The following is a 14,992-nucleotide window of genomic DNA, read 5'->3' as shown; positions in this document are numbered from 1 at the left end:
GCCCGACAGTGGAGTTTCCTCCACCCCGGCGGGGGCCCAGCACCCGTGCCCTTCGCCCTCGGGGCCGCGAGGTTGGAGTGGTCGGCTCCACGCCACCACACCCCGGAGGAACTTCATGTCACGCAGGTACCAGGCGCTCGCGCTGGTCGCAGCGCTCACGGTGTCGCTCACCGGCTGCGGGGCGTCCGCCGCCGCCCGGACCCCCACCCCCGGGACCCGGCTGGCGGCGCTCGCTCAGCAGACCGTGGACGCCGGCGCTCCCGGCGTCGTCGTCCGGGTCGACCAGGGTGACGGGCAGGTGATCGAGATCGCCAGGCAGGCACCCTGGAGCAGGGCCGACCACGTGCTCGCGGCCGGCGACGAGTTCCGGATGGGGTCCAACACCAAGACGATGGTCGCCACCGTCGTGCTCCAACTGGTCGCCGAACGCCGGCTCCGGCTGACCGACCCGGTCGGAAACTGGCTACCCGAGATCCCGAACTCGTCGGCGATCACCGTGCGGATGTTGCTCAACCACACCAGCGGCCTGTTCAACTACGCCTTCGACCCCGACGTCCTGAAGTCCTTCACCGGCCAGGACACCCGACCCTGGTCCCCGGACGAGCTGATCGCCGCCGCCGTACGGCACGATCCGCTGTTCGCGCCGGGCACGGCCTACTCCTACAGCAACACCAATTACGTGGCGCTCGGCCTGATCGCCGAGAAGGCATCCGGGAGCACGATCAGCGACCTGATCCGGGAGCGGATCACCCGGCCGCTGCACCTGACGCACACCTACCTGGTCGCCGGCTCCGACCGGGGCCCCCTCCTCACCCACGGCTACGAACCGGAGGCGTCCCGGCTGGCTCCCGTGCTTCCCGCCGGCGCGCCGGCCGGGACCGCGTTCGCCGGTCCGGCCCGGCCCGGCGGCTACGTCGACACCACCGGAATCCGCCCCGGCACGGAGTGGGCCGCCGGGGGCATGGTCTCCACCGCACGGGACTGGGCCCGGTTCGACACCGCGCTGATGTCGGGCCGGCTCCTGCCGGCCGCTCAGCTCGCGGAGATGAAGACCACCGTGGCGGAGGAGAGCGGCAACCCGAACCGCTACGGCCTCGGCGTGGAGAAGAAGGTGACCCCCTGCGGCCCGGTCTGGGGGCACGACGGCCAGGTCCCCGGGTACTCCAGCTGGGAGTACACCGACGAGACCGGCCGCCGTACCGTCTCGGTCCTGATCACCACGATCTTCGGCGTCGCGAGCCCCCGGCCCGCGGCCGCCACCCAGGCCCTGCTGAACACCGCGATCTGCACGATGCGAGCTGCCCCTCTGAAGCACTGACGGCACCGTCGGCACTGACCCGGAGCCCGCTGAGAGCGTCGCTGCCGAGCGGGCGCGATCACGCCGCGTATACACCAATACTCAAGTGGTCGCGCCCGCTCGGCAGCGTCGCTCTCAGCGGGCCGCCCACTACCTAGAAGGCATGTATTTGGCCATGTCTTCTAGGCGTTGGACGCGCTGCTCCATCGGGGGGTGGGTGCTGAACAGGTTCGCCACGCCGCTCTTGCGGAACGGGTTGTCGATCATCAGGTGGCTCGACGACAGCAGCTGCGACTCCTGCGGGAGCGGCAACGACTGCGTCCCCATGTGAATCTTCCGCAGCGCACTGGCCAGCGCGAGCGGGTCACCCGACAGCTTGGCGCCGTCGGCGTCGGCCTGGAACTCGCGGCTCCGGCTGATCGCCAGCTGGATGAACGTCGCCGCGATCGGGCCGACGATCAGCGTCAGCAGCACGACGAGCGGGTTCGGACCGTCGTCGTCGTCGCCTCCGCCGATCGGGATGAACAGCGCCAGGTTGGCGATGATCATGATCATCGTCGAGAGCGCGCCCGCCACCGACGAGATCAGGATGTCGCGGTTGTAGACGTGGGACAGCTCGTGACCGATCACCGCGCGCAGCTCGCGCGGCGTGAGGATCTGCGTGATCCCGTCGGTGACGGCGACCGCGGCGTTGCGCGGGTTACGTCCGGTCGCGAACGCGTTGGGTTGGTTGGTCGGGCTGACGTAGAGCCTCGGCATCGGCTGCCCCGCGAGGGTCGCGAGTTCGCGGACCATCGCGTACAGCGCGGGCTGATCGACCTCGCTCACCGGGTAGGCGCGCATCGACCGGAGGGCCAGCTTGTCGGAGTAGAAGTAGCTGAACCCGTTCATGCCGAACGCGATCACGGCGGCGATTATCAGGCCGGTCGACCCGCCGAACACATACCCGAGGGCCAGGATGAAGCCGCTGAGCACGCCGAGCAGTAGCGCAGTCTTCAGCCCGTTGAAGTGGTGGTGCACCCTTCCTCCAGGCATAGATACAGACTCCAGGCGGGGTCTACACGGAGCCAGAACAAGCTCCGGCACCTCATAGAACGCGGGCTATACCCCGGACGTTCCCGCCGTTAACCCAGCTCACACTCCCCTGAGTGCATCCGCCACGGCTCCGGCCGCGTCGAGGATCCACTGCGGCCAGGCACCGAGCACCACGCCCGCCGTCGCCGTCAGCGCCACCGCTCCGGTCACCACCCACGTGGGGGACGTCCGGGCCGCGGCGGGTTCCGCGGGAGCGTCGGCGAACGCGGCGGCGCCCGCCCGGGCGTAGTACGCGAGTCCGATCACCGCGTTGAGCCCGATCACCACCGCCAGCCACCCGGCCGAGGAATCGAGCGCGGCCCGGATCACCACGACTTTCGCGAAGAGCCCGGCCAGCCCGGGCGGGAGGCCGGCCAGCCCGGCGAGCCCGAGCACGAAGGCGGCGGTGGCCCAGGGAGCGCGGCGCGCCGCTCCGGCCAGGTCGTCGAGCCGGGCCGGCGTCCCGAGTGCGACGACCGCCGCGAACGTCGCCACGCCGGCGACGAGATAGAGCGCCGTGAAGCCGGCGACCCCGGCGACGTCACCGTCCGCGGTGGCCAGCGGCGCCAGCAGGTAACCCGTCTGGGCCACCGATGACCAGGCCAGCAGGCGCAGCAACCGGCGCTGCCGGAGCGCGACCAGGTTGCCGACCGTCATCGTCACGACCGAGACCACCGCCAGCACCGGCCCGACGACGTCCGCGACCGGCCGGAACGCGATCACGACCGTGACCAGCACCGCGATGGCGCCGCCCAGCTTGGACGCGGTCCCGAGCCAGGCCGCGATCGGCACCGGGGCGCCGTCGTAAGCGGCCGGCGCCCAGGCGTGGAACGGCACCGCCGCCAGCTTGAACAGCAGCCCGGCCAGTATCAGCACGACTGCGGCACTGACCAGCGGCAACTCACGGGCGTCCCCGCGCTGGCCGAGTGCGGCGGCGATCCGATCCAGGTGCACGGCCCCGACGACGCCGTAGAGCAGACCGATGCCGAGCAGGGTCAGCGCGGTCGCGACGACCGACGTCACGAAGAACGTCACCGCGGCCTCCGCCGACTCCGGGCGGCGGGGCAGGCCGACCAGCACGTACACCGGCAGCGTGAGCGTCTCGATCGCGACGAGCAGCGTGAGCAGGTCCCGCGCGGAGCCGAGCACGACCAGCCCGGCAAGTGAACAGAGCAGCAGGAACACGTACTCGCCCGGCGGCACGCCGAGGTCGCTTTTCGGGTGATCCCGCACGACCGGCACCGACAGCGCCAGCACCACCAGCGCCAGCGCCGCCCCGGACACGGTCACCGCCACCGACGCCGAGTCCACGACGAACGAGCAGGACGGCCCGACCCGGACGTCCCCGGGCAGCACGCCGCCGCCGGTACAGAACGTTCCCCGCCGACCGGTCCCGACGACGAGTGCGGCCACGATCGCCCCGGCCGGACCCAGCGCACCGGCCGCCAGCAGGAGGCCACCCGCCCCGCGTTTGCCCGGTCCGACGATCAGGTCGACGACCAGCGCCAGCACGGCCGCCGCGACGACCGCGTAGACCGGCGCCAACGCCGCGTGATCGACACTTTGGACACTCATCGGCCCACCACCGCGACCAGCGCCTCGACCGGGCCCGCGGTCAGCGACAGCAGGAGGTCGGGCGCCAGCCCGAGCACCAAGGCGAGCGCCACCAGCGGGCCCCACGCGGCCAGCTCGGCGGCGTCCGGACGGGGTGCGCCGGACATCACGGCGGACCCGAGCGGGCCCACCGTCGTGCGCCGCAGCAGACGGAGGAAGTACGCGGCGGCCAGCGCCGCACCCACCGCGGCCACGACGCCGAGGACCTCGAACCAGGGCGACACCCCGAACGCACCCACGACCGCGAACGCCTCTCCCCAGAACCCGGCCAGGCCGGGCAGCCCGAGGCTGCCGACGGCGGCGAACCCCAGCAGACCGCCGAGCCAGGGAGAGACGGTGGCGATGCCACCGAGGCGGTCGAGGTCACCGGTGCCGTACCGGTCCTTGACCGCCCCGACGAGAAAGAACAACAGCCCGGTCAGGACGCCGTGCGCGACGTTGCCGAACAGCGCGGCCTGCAACCCGGGAGTGGACAGCGTCGCGACCCCGAGCAGCACGAACCCCATGTGACCGACCGAGGAGTACGCGATCAGGCGCTTGAGCTCGCCCATCGCCAGGCACACCAGCCCGGCCACGACGATCGCGGCGACCGCGAGCACGCCCAGGGCCGGCGCGACCGCCCGCGCGCCCTCCGGCGCCGCGGTGAGACCCACCCGGATCAGCCCGTACGTACCCATCTTCAGCAGCACGGCCGCGAGCACCACCGAGCCGACGGTCGGCGCCTCGGTGTGGGCGTCCGGGAGCCAGCTGTGCAGCGGCCAGAGCGGGCTTTTCACCGCGAACGCGATCAGCAGGAGGACGAACACCGCGATCTGTCCGCGCTCGGACATCGGGCTGGCCGACGCGGTCCAGGCGACCAGGTCGGAGCTGCCCCGGCCGACGGTCGCGGCGATCACACCGACCAGCAACAGGACCGAGCCGAACAGCGTGTACAGCAGGAATTGCCGCGCGGCGGCCCGGCGGCCCGGCCCACCCCAGATCGCGATGACCGCGAACATCGGCAGCAGCGTGACCTCGAAGAATACGAAGAATACGACCGCATCCAGCGCCATGAATACGCCGAATACACCGCATTCCAGTGCACTGAGCAGCGCGAAAAGTTTGCGCGGATTCCCCGGGTTCGGTGTGTGCCGGAGTGAATACAAGGCGCACAGCAGGAAGATCAGCCCGGTCAGCGCGATCAGCGGCCAGGAGATGCCGTCGACGCCCAGGTGCAGGCGTACGTCCAGGCTCGGTATCCAGGCGACGTCGAACTGGTGCCAGATGCCCCGGGTACGCCCGTTCAGCAGCGTGAGCGTCAGCAGGAACAGCACGCCGGTGAGGCCAACCGCGAACCACTGCGCCGCCCGATCGGCGCGCGCCGGCCAGAGCGCGAGCGCCACCGCTCCCAGCGCGGGCAACACCAGGACCGCCAGCATCAGCGTGGTCACCAGCGGCTCCCCAGCACCGCGAGCAGGGCCAGCACGAAGCCGCCGGCCAGCGCGGTCGTCACGTAGCCGCCGAGGCCGCGGGCGTGCGCCCCGGCGAGCAACCGGCCGAGGGCGATCGCGCCACGGCCGGTGCCGGTCACCGCACCCCCGATCGCGCGGGCGTCTAGTGCCCGCGCCCACCGGGCCGCGATGACCACCGGGCGGACGACCAGCGCGTTCTGCGCCGCGTCGAGCCAGAAGGCGTTGGCGAACGCCGGGCCGAGCCCGGTCGTGGGGTCGGCGGCGGTGTCCCGGCGCCAGCGCCACCACACGACGACGGCGCCGAGGGCGGTGAGCACGGTCGCGATGATCGCCAGCGGCGGGTGCGGGGTGAACTCGCCGGGCCGGTCGAGCAGCTCGATCTGGTCGGCGCGCACGTACCGGAACCAGGTCGCGCCCCCGCCGCCGACCGGCCAGAGGACGATCAGCCCGCCGACCGCGGCCGGGACCGCGAGCAGCAGGATCGGCCAGCGCATCAGCCCGGGCGGGTCGTGCGGGGTGGCGCTCCCCCGGTAGTCGCCGAAGAACGTGCGCAGCCAGAGGCGGGCGGCGTACGCGCCGGTCAGTGCGGTGGTGAGCAGGCCGGCCATCAGCACCAGCCAGCCGGTCCAGGTGTGCTGCTGCTCCCGGGCCGCGCCCAGCACGCCCTCCTTGGTCCAGAACCCGGAGAACGGTGGGACGCCGGCCAAGGCGGCCAGACCGATCGTGGTGGCCCAGAACGTCAGCGGCATCGTGCGGCGCAGGCCGCCCATCCGGGTCATCGAGTTCGACGCCACCGCGTGGATCACGGCCCCGGCCGCCAGGAACAGCAGCGCCTTGAACGCGGCGTGGGCCAGCAGGTGGTGCAGAGCGGCCCCGCTGCCGCCGACGGCCAGGCCACCGGTCATGTAGGCCAGCTGCGACACCGTCGACCAGGCCAGCACCCGCTTGAGGTCGTCCTGGGCCAGCGCGGCACACGCACCCAGCAGCATCGTCACCGCCGCCAGGACGCCGAGCACGGCCAACGCGCCCGGCGTCGCCGTATACAGCGGGTACAGCCGGAACACGACGTACACGCCGGCCGCGACCATCGTCGCCGCGTGGATCAGCGCGCTGATCGGCGTCGGGCCGGCCATCGCGTCCGGCAGCCAGGTGTGCAGCGGGAACTGCGCCGACTTCCCGGCCACCCCGGCCAGCAGGAGCAGGCAGGCGGCCAGGCGGGTGCCGTCGCTGAGGTCGGCGCTCAAGACGTCGGCGATCCGGAACGACCCGGCCCCCACACCGAGCACCACGACGCCGAGCAGGAAACCGACGTCACCGACCCGGGTGACCAGGAACGCCTTGACCGCGGCGGCGGGGGCTTCCGGGAGGCTCCGGTCGTGCCCGATCAGCAAGTACGAGCAGAGGCCCATCACCTCCCAGCCGATCAGCAGCAGGAACAGGTCACCGCTGACGACGACCAGCAGCATCGCTGCGGTGAAGAGCGAGACCTGGGCCGCGTACGGGGCGTACCGGTCGTCGTCGGAGAGGTAGGCGATCGAGTAGACCTGCACGGCCAGCGCGATCGCGCAGACCATCACCGCGACGACCGCCGCCGCGGTGTCCAGGCGCAGGCTGAGGGTGACCTGCAGCGGCCCGAAGTCGGCCAGGCGGGTGCCCGCGTCGGTGACGTCGATGTAGTCGGCGTAGCGCCGAGGCATCGGATCGGCGAGACCCAGCCGGGCCCAGAGCGCGAGCGCCGCGAGCAGGGCCGCACCGGCGGTCGTCACTCCGAGAGCGGCGGCCGACCGGCGCCCCGGGACGAGCAGGCCACCGAGCCCGGCCGCGCCGGTGATCCCCGGTAGCGCCGCCGCCAGCACGACCTCGGCGCTCACTCGGTGCCCTCTGCGCTGTCGATGCGGTCCACCGCCACGGTCTGGCGCAGGCGGTAGAGCTGGAGGATCAGAGCCAGGCCGACGCCCACCTCGGCGGCGGCCAGCACGATGACGAACAGCGCGAACACGCTTCCGCTCCTCGGCACGCCGACCGTCGACACGTCGGCGGTCACCAGCACCAGGTTGACGGCGTTCAGCAGCAGCTCGACGGCCATCAGCACCAGCAGCAGGTTCCGCCGGACGAGCACCCCGTACAACCCGATCCCGAACAACACCGCCGACAGCACGTACGGCACCACCGGATGCATCAGCGGCTCTCCCTGCGCGTGGAGACCACGATCGCCCCGACCAGGGCCGCCAGCAGCAGCACCGAGAGCACCTCGAACGGCAACACCCACTGCCGGAAGATCTCCGCGCCCACCTGCTCCGCGGTGCCCGGCGCAACGTCGTCCACCTCGATCGACGACCAGCGGTAGGCGTCGACCAGCAGGACGATCAACGCGGCGGCGGAGCCGGCGCCGACCAGGAACGCGGGCCAGCGGGCCCGGTCGAGGTCCGGGCTGGCGCCGATCGGCGCGCGGGTCAGCATGACCGCGAACAGCAGCAACACGACGACCGCCCCGACGTAGACCAGCATCTGGACCCAGGCCACGAGTTCGGCGGTCAACACCAGGAAGACGCCGGCGAGTCCGCCGAGCGCCACCACCAGCCAGAGCCCGGCCCGCACGACGTGCGCGGTCGTCACCACTGCCAGCGCGGCGCCCACGACGATCAGCCCGAGCGCGGCCACCAGCCAGTCAGTCAGCGTCACGAGCCTCGGCCGCCTCGTCGCGGGCGGCGTCGGCGGCCCGTTGCGAAGCCAGCGCCCGATCGGCGGCGACGACTTCCTTGGCCGGTTCTCCGAGCGGGTCGTGGGCGGGCGGCGGCGGCACCGTCCACATCCACTCGCGCAGCCGGTCGGACTCGTGCAGCAGATCCCGGATGTCGTACTCGGCGAACTCGAACTCCGGCGACCAGTACAGCGCGTCGAACGGGCAGACCTCGATGCAGATCCCGCACCACATGCAGAGCGAGAAGTCGATCGCGAACCGGTCGAGCATGTTGCGCTGCCGCGCGCGGGCGGCGCCCGGCGTCTCGACGGTCTCCTTGTGGCTGTCGATGTAGATGCACCAGTCGGGGCACTCACGGGCGCACAGCATGCAGACCGTGCAGTTCTCCTCGAGCAGCGCGATCACTCCGCGGCTGCGCGGCGGGAGGTCGGGCTTCACGTCCGGGTACTGATGGGTGTGCGCTCGGCGCGACAGCGTCCGCAGCGTCACCGCCAGACCCTTGGCCAACCCCGCGCCCGGAAAACCCATGCGTGCATCCTGCCGGGTCGGACGCCGATCGCGAAGCGCTTCAGAACGCGACCTTCACCACCGCGGTGAGGACGAGCTGGGCGAGCACCAGCGGGACGAGGAACAGCCAGCAGAAGCGTTGCAACTGGTCCTCGCGCAGGCGGGGGAACGACACCCGCACCCAGATCACGACGAACGCGACCGCGAACACCTTCAACAGGGTCCAGAGCCAGCCGAGGTGCGTGTCGTCGAACGGTCCGCGCCAGCCGCCGAGGAACAACACGGTGGTCAGCCCCGACACCACAACGATGCCGGCGTACTCGGCCAGCAGGAAGAACGCGAAACGCAGGCCGGTGTACTCGGTGAAATAGCCCGCGACCAGCTCGGATTCGGCGATCGGCATGTCGAACGGCGGACGCCGGATCTCGGCCAGTCCGGCGGCGAAGAACACGAACGCGGCCGGGGCCTGCCAGAGCAGCCACCACGGGTGCCAGGCCTCGACGATGCCGGGCAGGCTCAGCGTACCCGCGGCCATCGCGACGCTGGCCGCCGACAGCACGAACGGCAGCTCGTAACCCAGTAGCTGCGCGGCCCCGCGGACGCCGCCGAGCAGCGCGTACTTGTTCGCCGACGCCCAGGCCGCCATCAGGACGCCGACCACGCCGACGCCCACGATCGCCAGGACGAGGAACAGCCCGATCTCCAGCGGCTGCGCCACCAAGCCGTCCGGGCCGAGTGGCAGCACGAGAAACACGAACAGGTACGGCAGCAGGCTGACCGCCGGTGCCAGCCGGAAGACCGGACGGTCGGCGTCGGCGGGGACGATCTCTTCTTTCTGGACGAACTTGATCCCGTCGGCGATCAGCTGGGCCCAGCCGTGGAACGCACCCGCGTACATCGGACCGAGCCGGCCCTGCATGTGGGCCATGGCTTTGTGCTCGAGCTGCCCGACGAGCAGGGGCAGTGTCAGGAACGCGACGAGCGCCACGACGACCCGCAGAAGCACCTCGAGCATCAGCCCTCTTTCCGAGGCCGCCGGGCCGGCCGTTCCGGCGGCAGGGTGCCCGCCTCCGGCCCCCAGTCGTTCGGGTCGGGGACGCCCGGCGCCCGGTTGCGGCGGCGGCCGGGTTCACTCTCCCCAGGTTCTTTGGCACCCGGCCACGCCTTCGCGACCCGGGCCGCCAGCACGAAGTCCTTCCGCAGCGGATGGCCCTCGAATTCGTCCGGTAGCAACAGCTTGATCGGGTTCGGATGGCCGGTGAACGCGAGCCCGAACATCTCCGCGGTCTCCCGCTCCGGCCACTCCGCCCCGGGAAACACCCCGGTCAGCGTCGGCAGCACCGGCGTCTCGCGCGCCACGACCGTCCGCAGCAACAGGCCGTACCGCCCGGCGGGCGACCACAGGTGCGTCACCACCGCGAACCCGGCGTCGCCCTCGTCGACGCCGCCGAGCCAGTCGAAGAACCCGAGGCCGAGCTCGTCCCGCGCGACGGTCGCCGCGTCGACCCACCGGTCTGCCGGCACGTCGACGCAGGCCCGTGCGAACGTCCCGCCCGCCGACACCGAGACCTCACCGAAGCCCAGCGCCGCACCGATCTCCTCCGGCGTCATAACGCCCGATCGTAGGGTCAGTCGGAGGCGGTGGACTCCAGCAACGCCAACGTCGCGACCGCGATCTGGTCACGTACCCGGTTGACGGAGGCGTCCCACTGCCGCGAGAACCCGGGGTCCCGCTCGAAGCCGGCCCACACCGGCGCCAGCGCCGGAGTGAGGTGCGCCCCGGGCATCCAGAGGTGCAGCAACTGCTCGACGGCCGGTCGCAAGCGGCCGGCCAGCGGCGACCCGGTCTCCCGCGCGCGGTTGAGGAGCCGCTGCAGCGTCGTCAGGAGAAAGTCGTGCAGGGCCAGGTCGGTGCACAGGTCGACGACATCGTCGAGGTCCACTCCGTCCACCGCGAGCCGGACGGTTCGCTCGAAGTCACCGGTCATCCGGAACCGGACCGAACCCGCGCGCCCGTCGTCGCGGCGACCGGACCACGTCCAGCGGAACCGGTTCCGCTGGATCCGGAACGGCGGTCGCCGGTCGAGCTCGGCCGACCCGGTCACCCGACCCATCGCGCGTGTGCTGATCGCACCGAGGTCGAGGCCGCGGTCGTCCTCCGGCTCACCCGCGGCGAACCCGTCGACGACGGCGGCGTCCGACGCACGGCCCTGCACGTCGACGGTGGCCGGACGAGACAGGTAGTAGGACCAGGGCAAGCGCCGCGACGACTCGACCCGCACCAGCCGGACGAACGACGACGACTGGAGGACACGGCCGTCGACGATGGCGACCGAGGACCCCACGGTTCCGATGCCCCGGGCCGATTTCTTGCTGGTGAGCAGAGCGCAGTCCACTCCGGTGAGCACGACCGGCGAGACGGCCCGGGTGAGCGGCCGCTCGGACACCCGCACCGGATCGTCGCTGGACCACGCCAGGAGCCTCCGGACGGTCTCGTTCGGGAGCGCCACCGAGTGCTGCAACAGCGCGGTGTGGATCTCGCCGATCGCCATGGCCTCGTCGCTCACGGACGGCGGGCCGTTCCACCGGCGAACACGTACTCGATCCGGTCGACGGTCTCGTCGAGGAACTGGATCCCGTCCTTGCTTCCTCGGCCGGACAGGTCGCTCAGCACGTCGGGCCGGATCGATACCTGGCTGAGGATCGTGCGGACCGCGAGTTCGATCGGCAGGAACCGCGGTGCGAGCACGGAGGTGGTGCGGTACGCGGCGAACGGTGCCGCCCGCGCGTTCAGGCGCACGACGCCCGGCAACGCGTCCCACGAGGCGGGCATCGGATCCGGCGTCGGCCGAGGCTCCAGCACCGGCCCTCCGTCGGCGCGCAACAGGCCGAGCCGGAGCAGCTGCCAGACCGAGGCCAGGAACGGACACGACCAGGTCCGGACGCCACCCGGATCGTCCTCCCAGATCTGGACGTCGACGAAGATCGAGTGCCGCCGGGCCGAGGTCTCGTGCGGTGGCTTCCAGCCGGCCGATTCCTCCATCGCCTCGCGCGGGCCGGACGACGGCGACCGCTCGCCGTTCGTGAGCCAGCCGGATTCGGTCGGATGCGGTCGTGACCCGTTGGCATTCCGGGTCGGTTCGGCCACCAGCCGCTCCGCGGTGAGCCGGGCCGGCGCGACCCCGCCCACCTCGGCGCACGCCGACTCGCGGGCGAGGTAGTCGATCGTCAGACCACTGTTCTGCGCGGCCGCCGTCAGCTCGGGGACCACGTCGGCGGGCGTACCGAACGGGGCGAAGTAGTCGTCGATGAGGTAGCAGGTGCTGATCCGGGGCTGCACGCCGTCGGGCAGCGACGCCGACAGTGCGCGCCGGGCGGCGTCGGCCCACGGCGCCACCTCGGCGAAGTGCCGTCGCAGCGCCTTCGGACCGGCCTTGAAGTCTTCCATGTAGAGGTGGCCGAGCTCGAGCGAGAGGTGCGCCAGCGGCAGACGGGTGAGCCGTCTCTCGGCGCTCGCCTCGCTGAACTCGGTGACGATCTGCTCGCTCACCACGGCTCCCAGTTGTCGGTCACGGCTCGGGCGAGGTCGGTGAACGCGTCCATCGTCGGCTTGTTGGCGATCCGGAGCGTGGACACGTCTTCGTCGGTGATCAGGTTCTCGCGCCACTGGAGCAGCGGATCGGCCGGAATACTCCCGATGCGGGCCTCGTGGCCGAGATGGCGCTGGTTGGCCATCCGATGGAGATGGACGTCGTACTCCTGGAGCCAGGCGGCCTGCTCCGGCGCGAGCGTGGCGAGCGTCGGGTCGGGCACCGCGGTGCGGACGAATCGGATCGCGTTCTCCAGCTGCTCGCGCTCGTGCCGTTGTGCCGCACCGATCGCGAGCAGGCCGCGCTCGCCGTAGACCAGCCCGTTGGTGGCCAGGATGTGCTGTTCGGTCCAGCGGTGGAAGACCAGCCAGCGGCACGAGACGTTGGTGAGTGCGGGCTTCGCGGTGGCTTCGAGCACCATCTGGGTGGCCCAGGAGCGGCCGGCGCTCAGGTCGACGAGGCACAGATCGAACTGTTCCTCGGCGCGGAGGAACAGATCGACGCACCGGTCGACCATCCGGGGTGCGATCTCGAACTCGCCGCCGGCCGCGTCCCCGGGCACGAACACCAGCCGCCCGGCCCGGGTGGGGCGGTCGCGGACGGACTCGCGGGCGCTGCGCCTCCAGACGTCGAGCTGGGCCGGCTCCGCGCCGCCGTCGGTCTTGAAGTAGCTGTGCAGCCCGTGCCCGGCCCGGGACTCGATTCCCCGCGCGGCCTCGTCGAGGCTGTAGATCACGCCCGCGGTCGGTGATCCGAAGTCGAAGTCGAAATAGCACACGTCGGCGCCGCTGAGCGCGCTGCGGTAGGCGAGGTTGCCGCCGGTGACGGATCGGCCGGTGCCGCCCTTGTCGGAGCTGAGGAACACGATCACGACTGCGACACTCCCGAGACGTTCCCGCGCGCCGTCGCGAGGGAGTCGAGTTCGAGCAGGGCCCGTCCGACCAGCGCGTCTGCCGTCGCCGGGTAGTCGACGATGACCTCGCGCGCGCGGGCGATCGACGCCTGCACCTGGTTGAGCCTCTCCCACACCGCGGAGCTGGAGTCGGAGCCGAGCATCCGCTCCTGGTCGAGCCGGTGCTCGGCCTCGGCGATGCCGGCCTGCGCCTGCTCGGCCCGCGCGTCGCTCCTCGGCGGCGGGCCGAGTGCGATCTCGGCCGCGTGCACCAGGCACTCGACCACCCGCCGGGTGTACGACCAGGACGGGACGGCCGAGGTGTGCTTGAGCTCCTCGAACACCGACTCCGGGCGGTCCCACAAACCGCTGTGGCGGCCGTCCGAGATCTGCCGGTCGACCAGGTGTTCCCAGATCGCGTCCACCAGGCTGAGCAGCTCTTCGCGCAGGTCGGGCCGATGCGCCTTGGTCGAGAGCAGCAGGGTCCGCTCCAGCAGCATCGCGGAGTAGTCCGAGGTGCGCCGGCTCAGCAGCGGACCGAGCCGCGCGCTGCCGACCAGCGGAATCTCCACGCCTCCGGCGTGGATCGCCAGTACCGACGCGTCTTCGGCACCGGCCCGCTGGGTCACCCGGCCGCGGTCGGCCAGGTCGTCGAGTACCTGGCTGAGCCGGTCGACGGTCTGCTGGTCGAGGTCGTCGCCCAGCATCGACATCACGAGCAGGCTGTTGTACTCCGAGACCGCACCGTCGTTCGTCTGCCAGGGGATGTCTTCGATCCGGCGCAACCGGCCGGTCTGGAACTTGGCCAGCGTCGCCCAGTACCGCTGGGTCAACTCGGCCCGGACCAGCAGGGCGGCGGCCAACTGCTGCTGGACGTCGTTCAGCAGCCGGCGCATGCGGATGCGTTCGGGTTTCAGCTCGGCGATCGCATGCAGCGCGGCCGCGGTGAAGTAGAGGTTGGGCCGGTTCTCGGCGATGCCCTCGCGCTGCAGGCGGGCGTCCGCGCCGCCTTCGGTGAACAGTGGCGGGTTGCCGATGACGCCCCACGACCACCCGCATTCGAACAGGCGGCCCACGTCGTCGAGGTCGCCCTCCTGGATCACCTGGCCGGAGCCGATCGTGAGATCCATCAGGCCGGCCTTGATGTCTCCGAGCTTCTGCTGCAGTTCGCGGATCGCCCGATTGGGACCTGTCCGGACCCGGCCGACCGCGCGCTGCATGGCTTCCCCGGCCTCGGACTCGGAGTCGAACACCAGCACGCTGAAACTGCGGAGCAGACCCAGCATCGCCCCGGTCAGTCGCTCGCTGCTGAGCGACTCCAGGCGTTCGACCGCCTCGGTCTGCGCGCGACGCCTGCCCTCTCGATATCCCTTCAGAAACTTGAGGGTCGCGAGTGACAGTTTGAGTGAGATGGCATATCCGTCCACCACCTGCTGGCTCAGTTGCTCGGGCGTCGGACCGGCACCGGGAGCGGTGTGGAAGTAACTTCCGCCGGAGAAGTCAGGCACCCCGTCGGCAGTCCGGTAGGTCTCCATATAGTCGGTGAGCGCTCTCATCAACACCCGAGGCGCTTCGGTGACCCCGCCTATTCCCTTGAACGCCGCACGGACGTCGTCGGGGACCTGATCCGGTTGATCGATGCGAAAACACGCAATCTCCGTCGCCGGATGCAGGAGACACAGCAGTTGCTCGGCGTCCTGAATTGAGTTGCGCGGCAGATCGCCCCCGAACACCCACCCCTTATCGTGGACCGACACCTCTGCCACTGCGCGCCATATCTCCAGCAACCGACGGCGTGGCTGCACCCTCATAAGGCCGTAGTTCCTTCCCCGGTTGAAATCCGGCTACCTGCTACCCACCCCATGC

At 71.3% G+C, this 14,992-nt stretch carries 14 protein-coding genes; 1 reads left to right on the top strand and 13 read right to left on the bottom strand.

Going from position 1 to position 14,992, the window contains the following annotated elements; all coding sequences use genetic code 11:
* The first annotated feature begins 115 nt into the window (after positions 1–115).
* Positions 116–1,318 carry a serine hydrolase domain-containing protein gene (locus ACIBZJ_RS33995; RefSeq protein WP_395937063.1) on the top strand — a complete coding sequence of 401 codons (1,203 nt, stop codon included), beginning with the start codon at positions 116–118 and terminating at the stop codon, positions 1,316–1,318.
* A gap of 129 nt (positions 1,319–1,447) precedes the next feature.
* Here ACIBZJ_RS33995 and htpX read toward each other — a convergent pair whose 3' ends face one another.
* The 13 genes from htpX to ACIBZJ_RS33930 all read right to left on the bottom strand — a co-directional run bounded on the left by htpX (position 1,448) and on the right by ACIBZJ_RS33930 (position 14,937).
* Positions 1,448–2,332 carry a zinc metalloprotease HtpX gene (gene htpX / locus ACIBZJ_RS33990; RefSeq protein WP_395937061.1) on the bottom strand — a complete coding sequence of 295 codons (885 nt, stop codon included), beginning with the start codon at positions 2,330–2,332 and terminating at the stop codon, positions 1,448–1,450.
* Positions 2,333–2,431: 99 nt separating this feature from the next.
* Complete coding sequence (locus tag ACIBZJ_RS33985) at positions 2,432–3,946, bottom strand: NADH-quinone oxidoreductase subunit N (protein WP_395937059.1); 1,515 nt, start codon at positions 3,944–3,946, stop codon at positions 2,432–2,434.
* Complete coding sequence (locus tag ACIBZJ_RS33980) at positions 3,943–5,403, bottom strand: NuoM family protein (RefSeq protein ID WP_395937509.1); 1,461 nt, start codon at positions 5,401–5,403, stop codon at positions 3,943–3,945. The genes ACIBZJ_RS33985 and ACIBZJ_RS33980 overlap by 4 nt, the downstream gene beginning before the upstream one ends.
* Before the next feature lie 8 nt (positions 5,404–5,411).
* Complete coding sequence (locus ACIBZJ_RS33975) at positions 5,412–7,307, bottom strand: NADH-quinone oxidoreductase subunit L (RefSeq protein WP_395937057.1); 1,896 nt, start codon at positions 7,305–7,307, stop codon at positions 5,412–5,414.
* A complete protein-coding gene (gene nuoK / locus ACIBZJ_RS33970; RefSeq protein WP_395937055.1) occupies positions 7,304–7,615 on the bottom strand; it encodes an NADH-quinone oxidoreductase subunit NuoK in 312 nt (103 codons plus the stop codon). The genes ACIBZJ_RS33975 and nuoK overlap by 4 nt, the downstream gene beginning before the upstream one ends.
* Positions 7,615–8,118 carry an NADH-quinone oxidoreductase subunit J gene (locus ACIBZJ_RS33965; RefSeq protein ID WP_395937053.1) on the bottom strand — a complete coding sequence of 168 codons (504 nt, stop codon included), beginning with the start codon at positions 8,116–8,118 and terminating at the stop codon, positions 7,615–7,617. The genes nuoK and ACIBZJ_RS33965 overlap by 1 nt, the downstream gene beginning before the upstream one ends.
* On the bottom strand, positions 8,105–8,665 hold the full coding sequence (locus ACIBZJ_RS33960) for a NuoI/complex I 23 kDa subunit family protein (RefSeq protein WP_395937051.1): 561 nt from the start codon (positions 8,663–8,665) through the stop codon (positions 8,105–8,107). The genes ACIBZJ_RS33965 and ACIBZJ_RS33960 overlap by 14 nt, the downstream gene beginning before the upstream one ends.
* Positions 8,666–8,705: 40 nt before the next feature.
* The gene (locus ACIBZJ_RS33955; RefSeq protein ID WP_395937049.1) at positions 8,706–9,659 is read right to left on the bottom strand and encodes an NADH-quinone oxidoreductase subunit H; all 954 of its coding nucleotides are present in this window, start codon (positions 9,657–9,659) and stop codon (positions 8,706–8,708) included.
* Positions 9,659–10,255: an NADH-quinone oxidoreductase subunit C gene (locus ACIBZJ_RS33950; RefSeq protein ID WP_395937047.1), complete on the bottom strand. Its 597-nt coding sequence runs from the start codon at positions 10,253–10,255 to the stop codon at positions 9,659–9,661. Before ACIBZJ_RS33950 ends, ACIBZJ_RS33955 begins: the two co-directional genes overlap by 1 nt.
* Positions 10,256–10,272: 17 nt before the next feature.
* Complete coding sequence (locus ACIBZJ_RS33945; protein WP_395937045.1) at positions 10,273–11,211, bottom strand: SCO2521 family protein; 939 nt, start codon at positions 11,209–11,211, stop codon at positions 10,273–10,275.
* Entirely contained in the window at positions 11,208–12,194 is a 987-nt protein-coding gene (locus ACIBZJ_RS33940) for an SCO2522 family protein (RefSeq protein WP_395937043.1), read from the bottom strand. The genes ACIBZJ_RS33945 and ACIBZJ_RS33940 overlap by 4 nt, the downstream gene beginning before the upstream one ends.
* Positions 12,191–13,105, bottom strand: a complete 915-nt coding sequence (locus ACIBZJ_RS33935; protein WP_395937041.1) for an SCO2523 family variant P-loop protein — start codon at positions 13,103–13,105, stop codon at positions 12,191–12,193. The genes ACIBZJ_RS33940 and ACIBZJ_RS33935 overlap by 4 nt, the downstream gene beginning before the upstream one ends.
* Positions 13,102–14,937, bottom strand: coding sequence for an SCO2524 family protein (locus tag ACIBZJ_RS33930; RefSeq protein ID WP_395937039.1), 1,836 nt, complete (start codon positions 14,935–14,937; stop codon positions 13,102–13,104). Before ACIBZJ_RS33930 ends, ACIBZJ_RS33935 begins: the two co-directional genes overlap by 4 nt.
* Positions 14,938–14,992 lie beyond the last annotated feature (55 nt).

It is taken from the genome of Cryptosporangium sp. NPDC051539 (genome assembly GCF_044454545.1).
Lineage (GTDB): Bacteria > Actinomycetota > Actinomycetes > Mycobacteriales > Cryptosporangiaceae > Cryptosporangium.
This window is presented reverse-complemented; position numbering and strand designations above follow the sequence as displayed.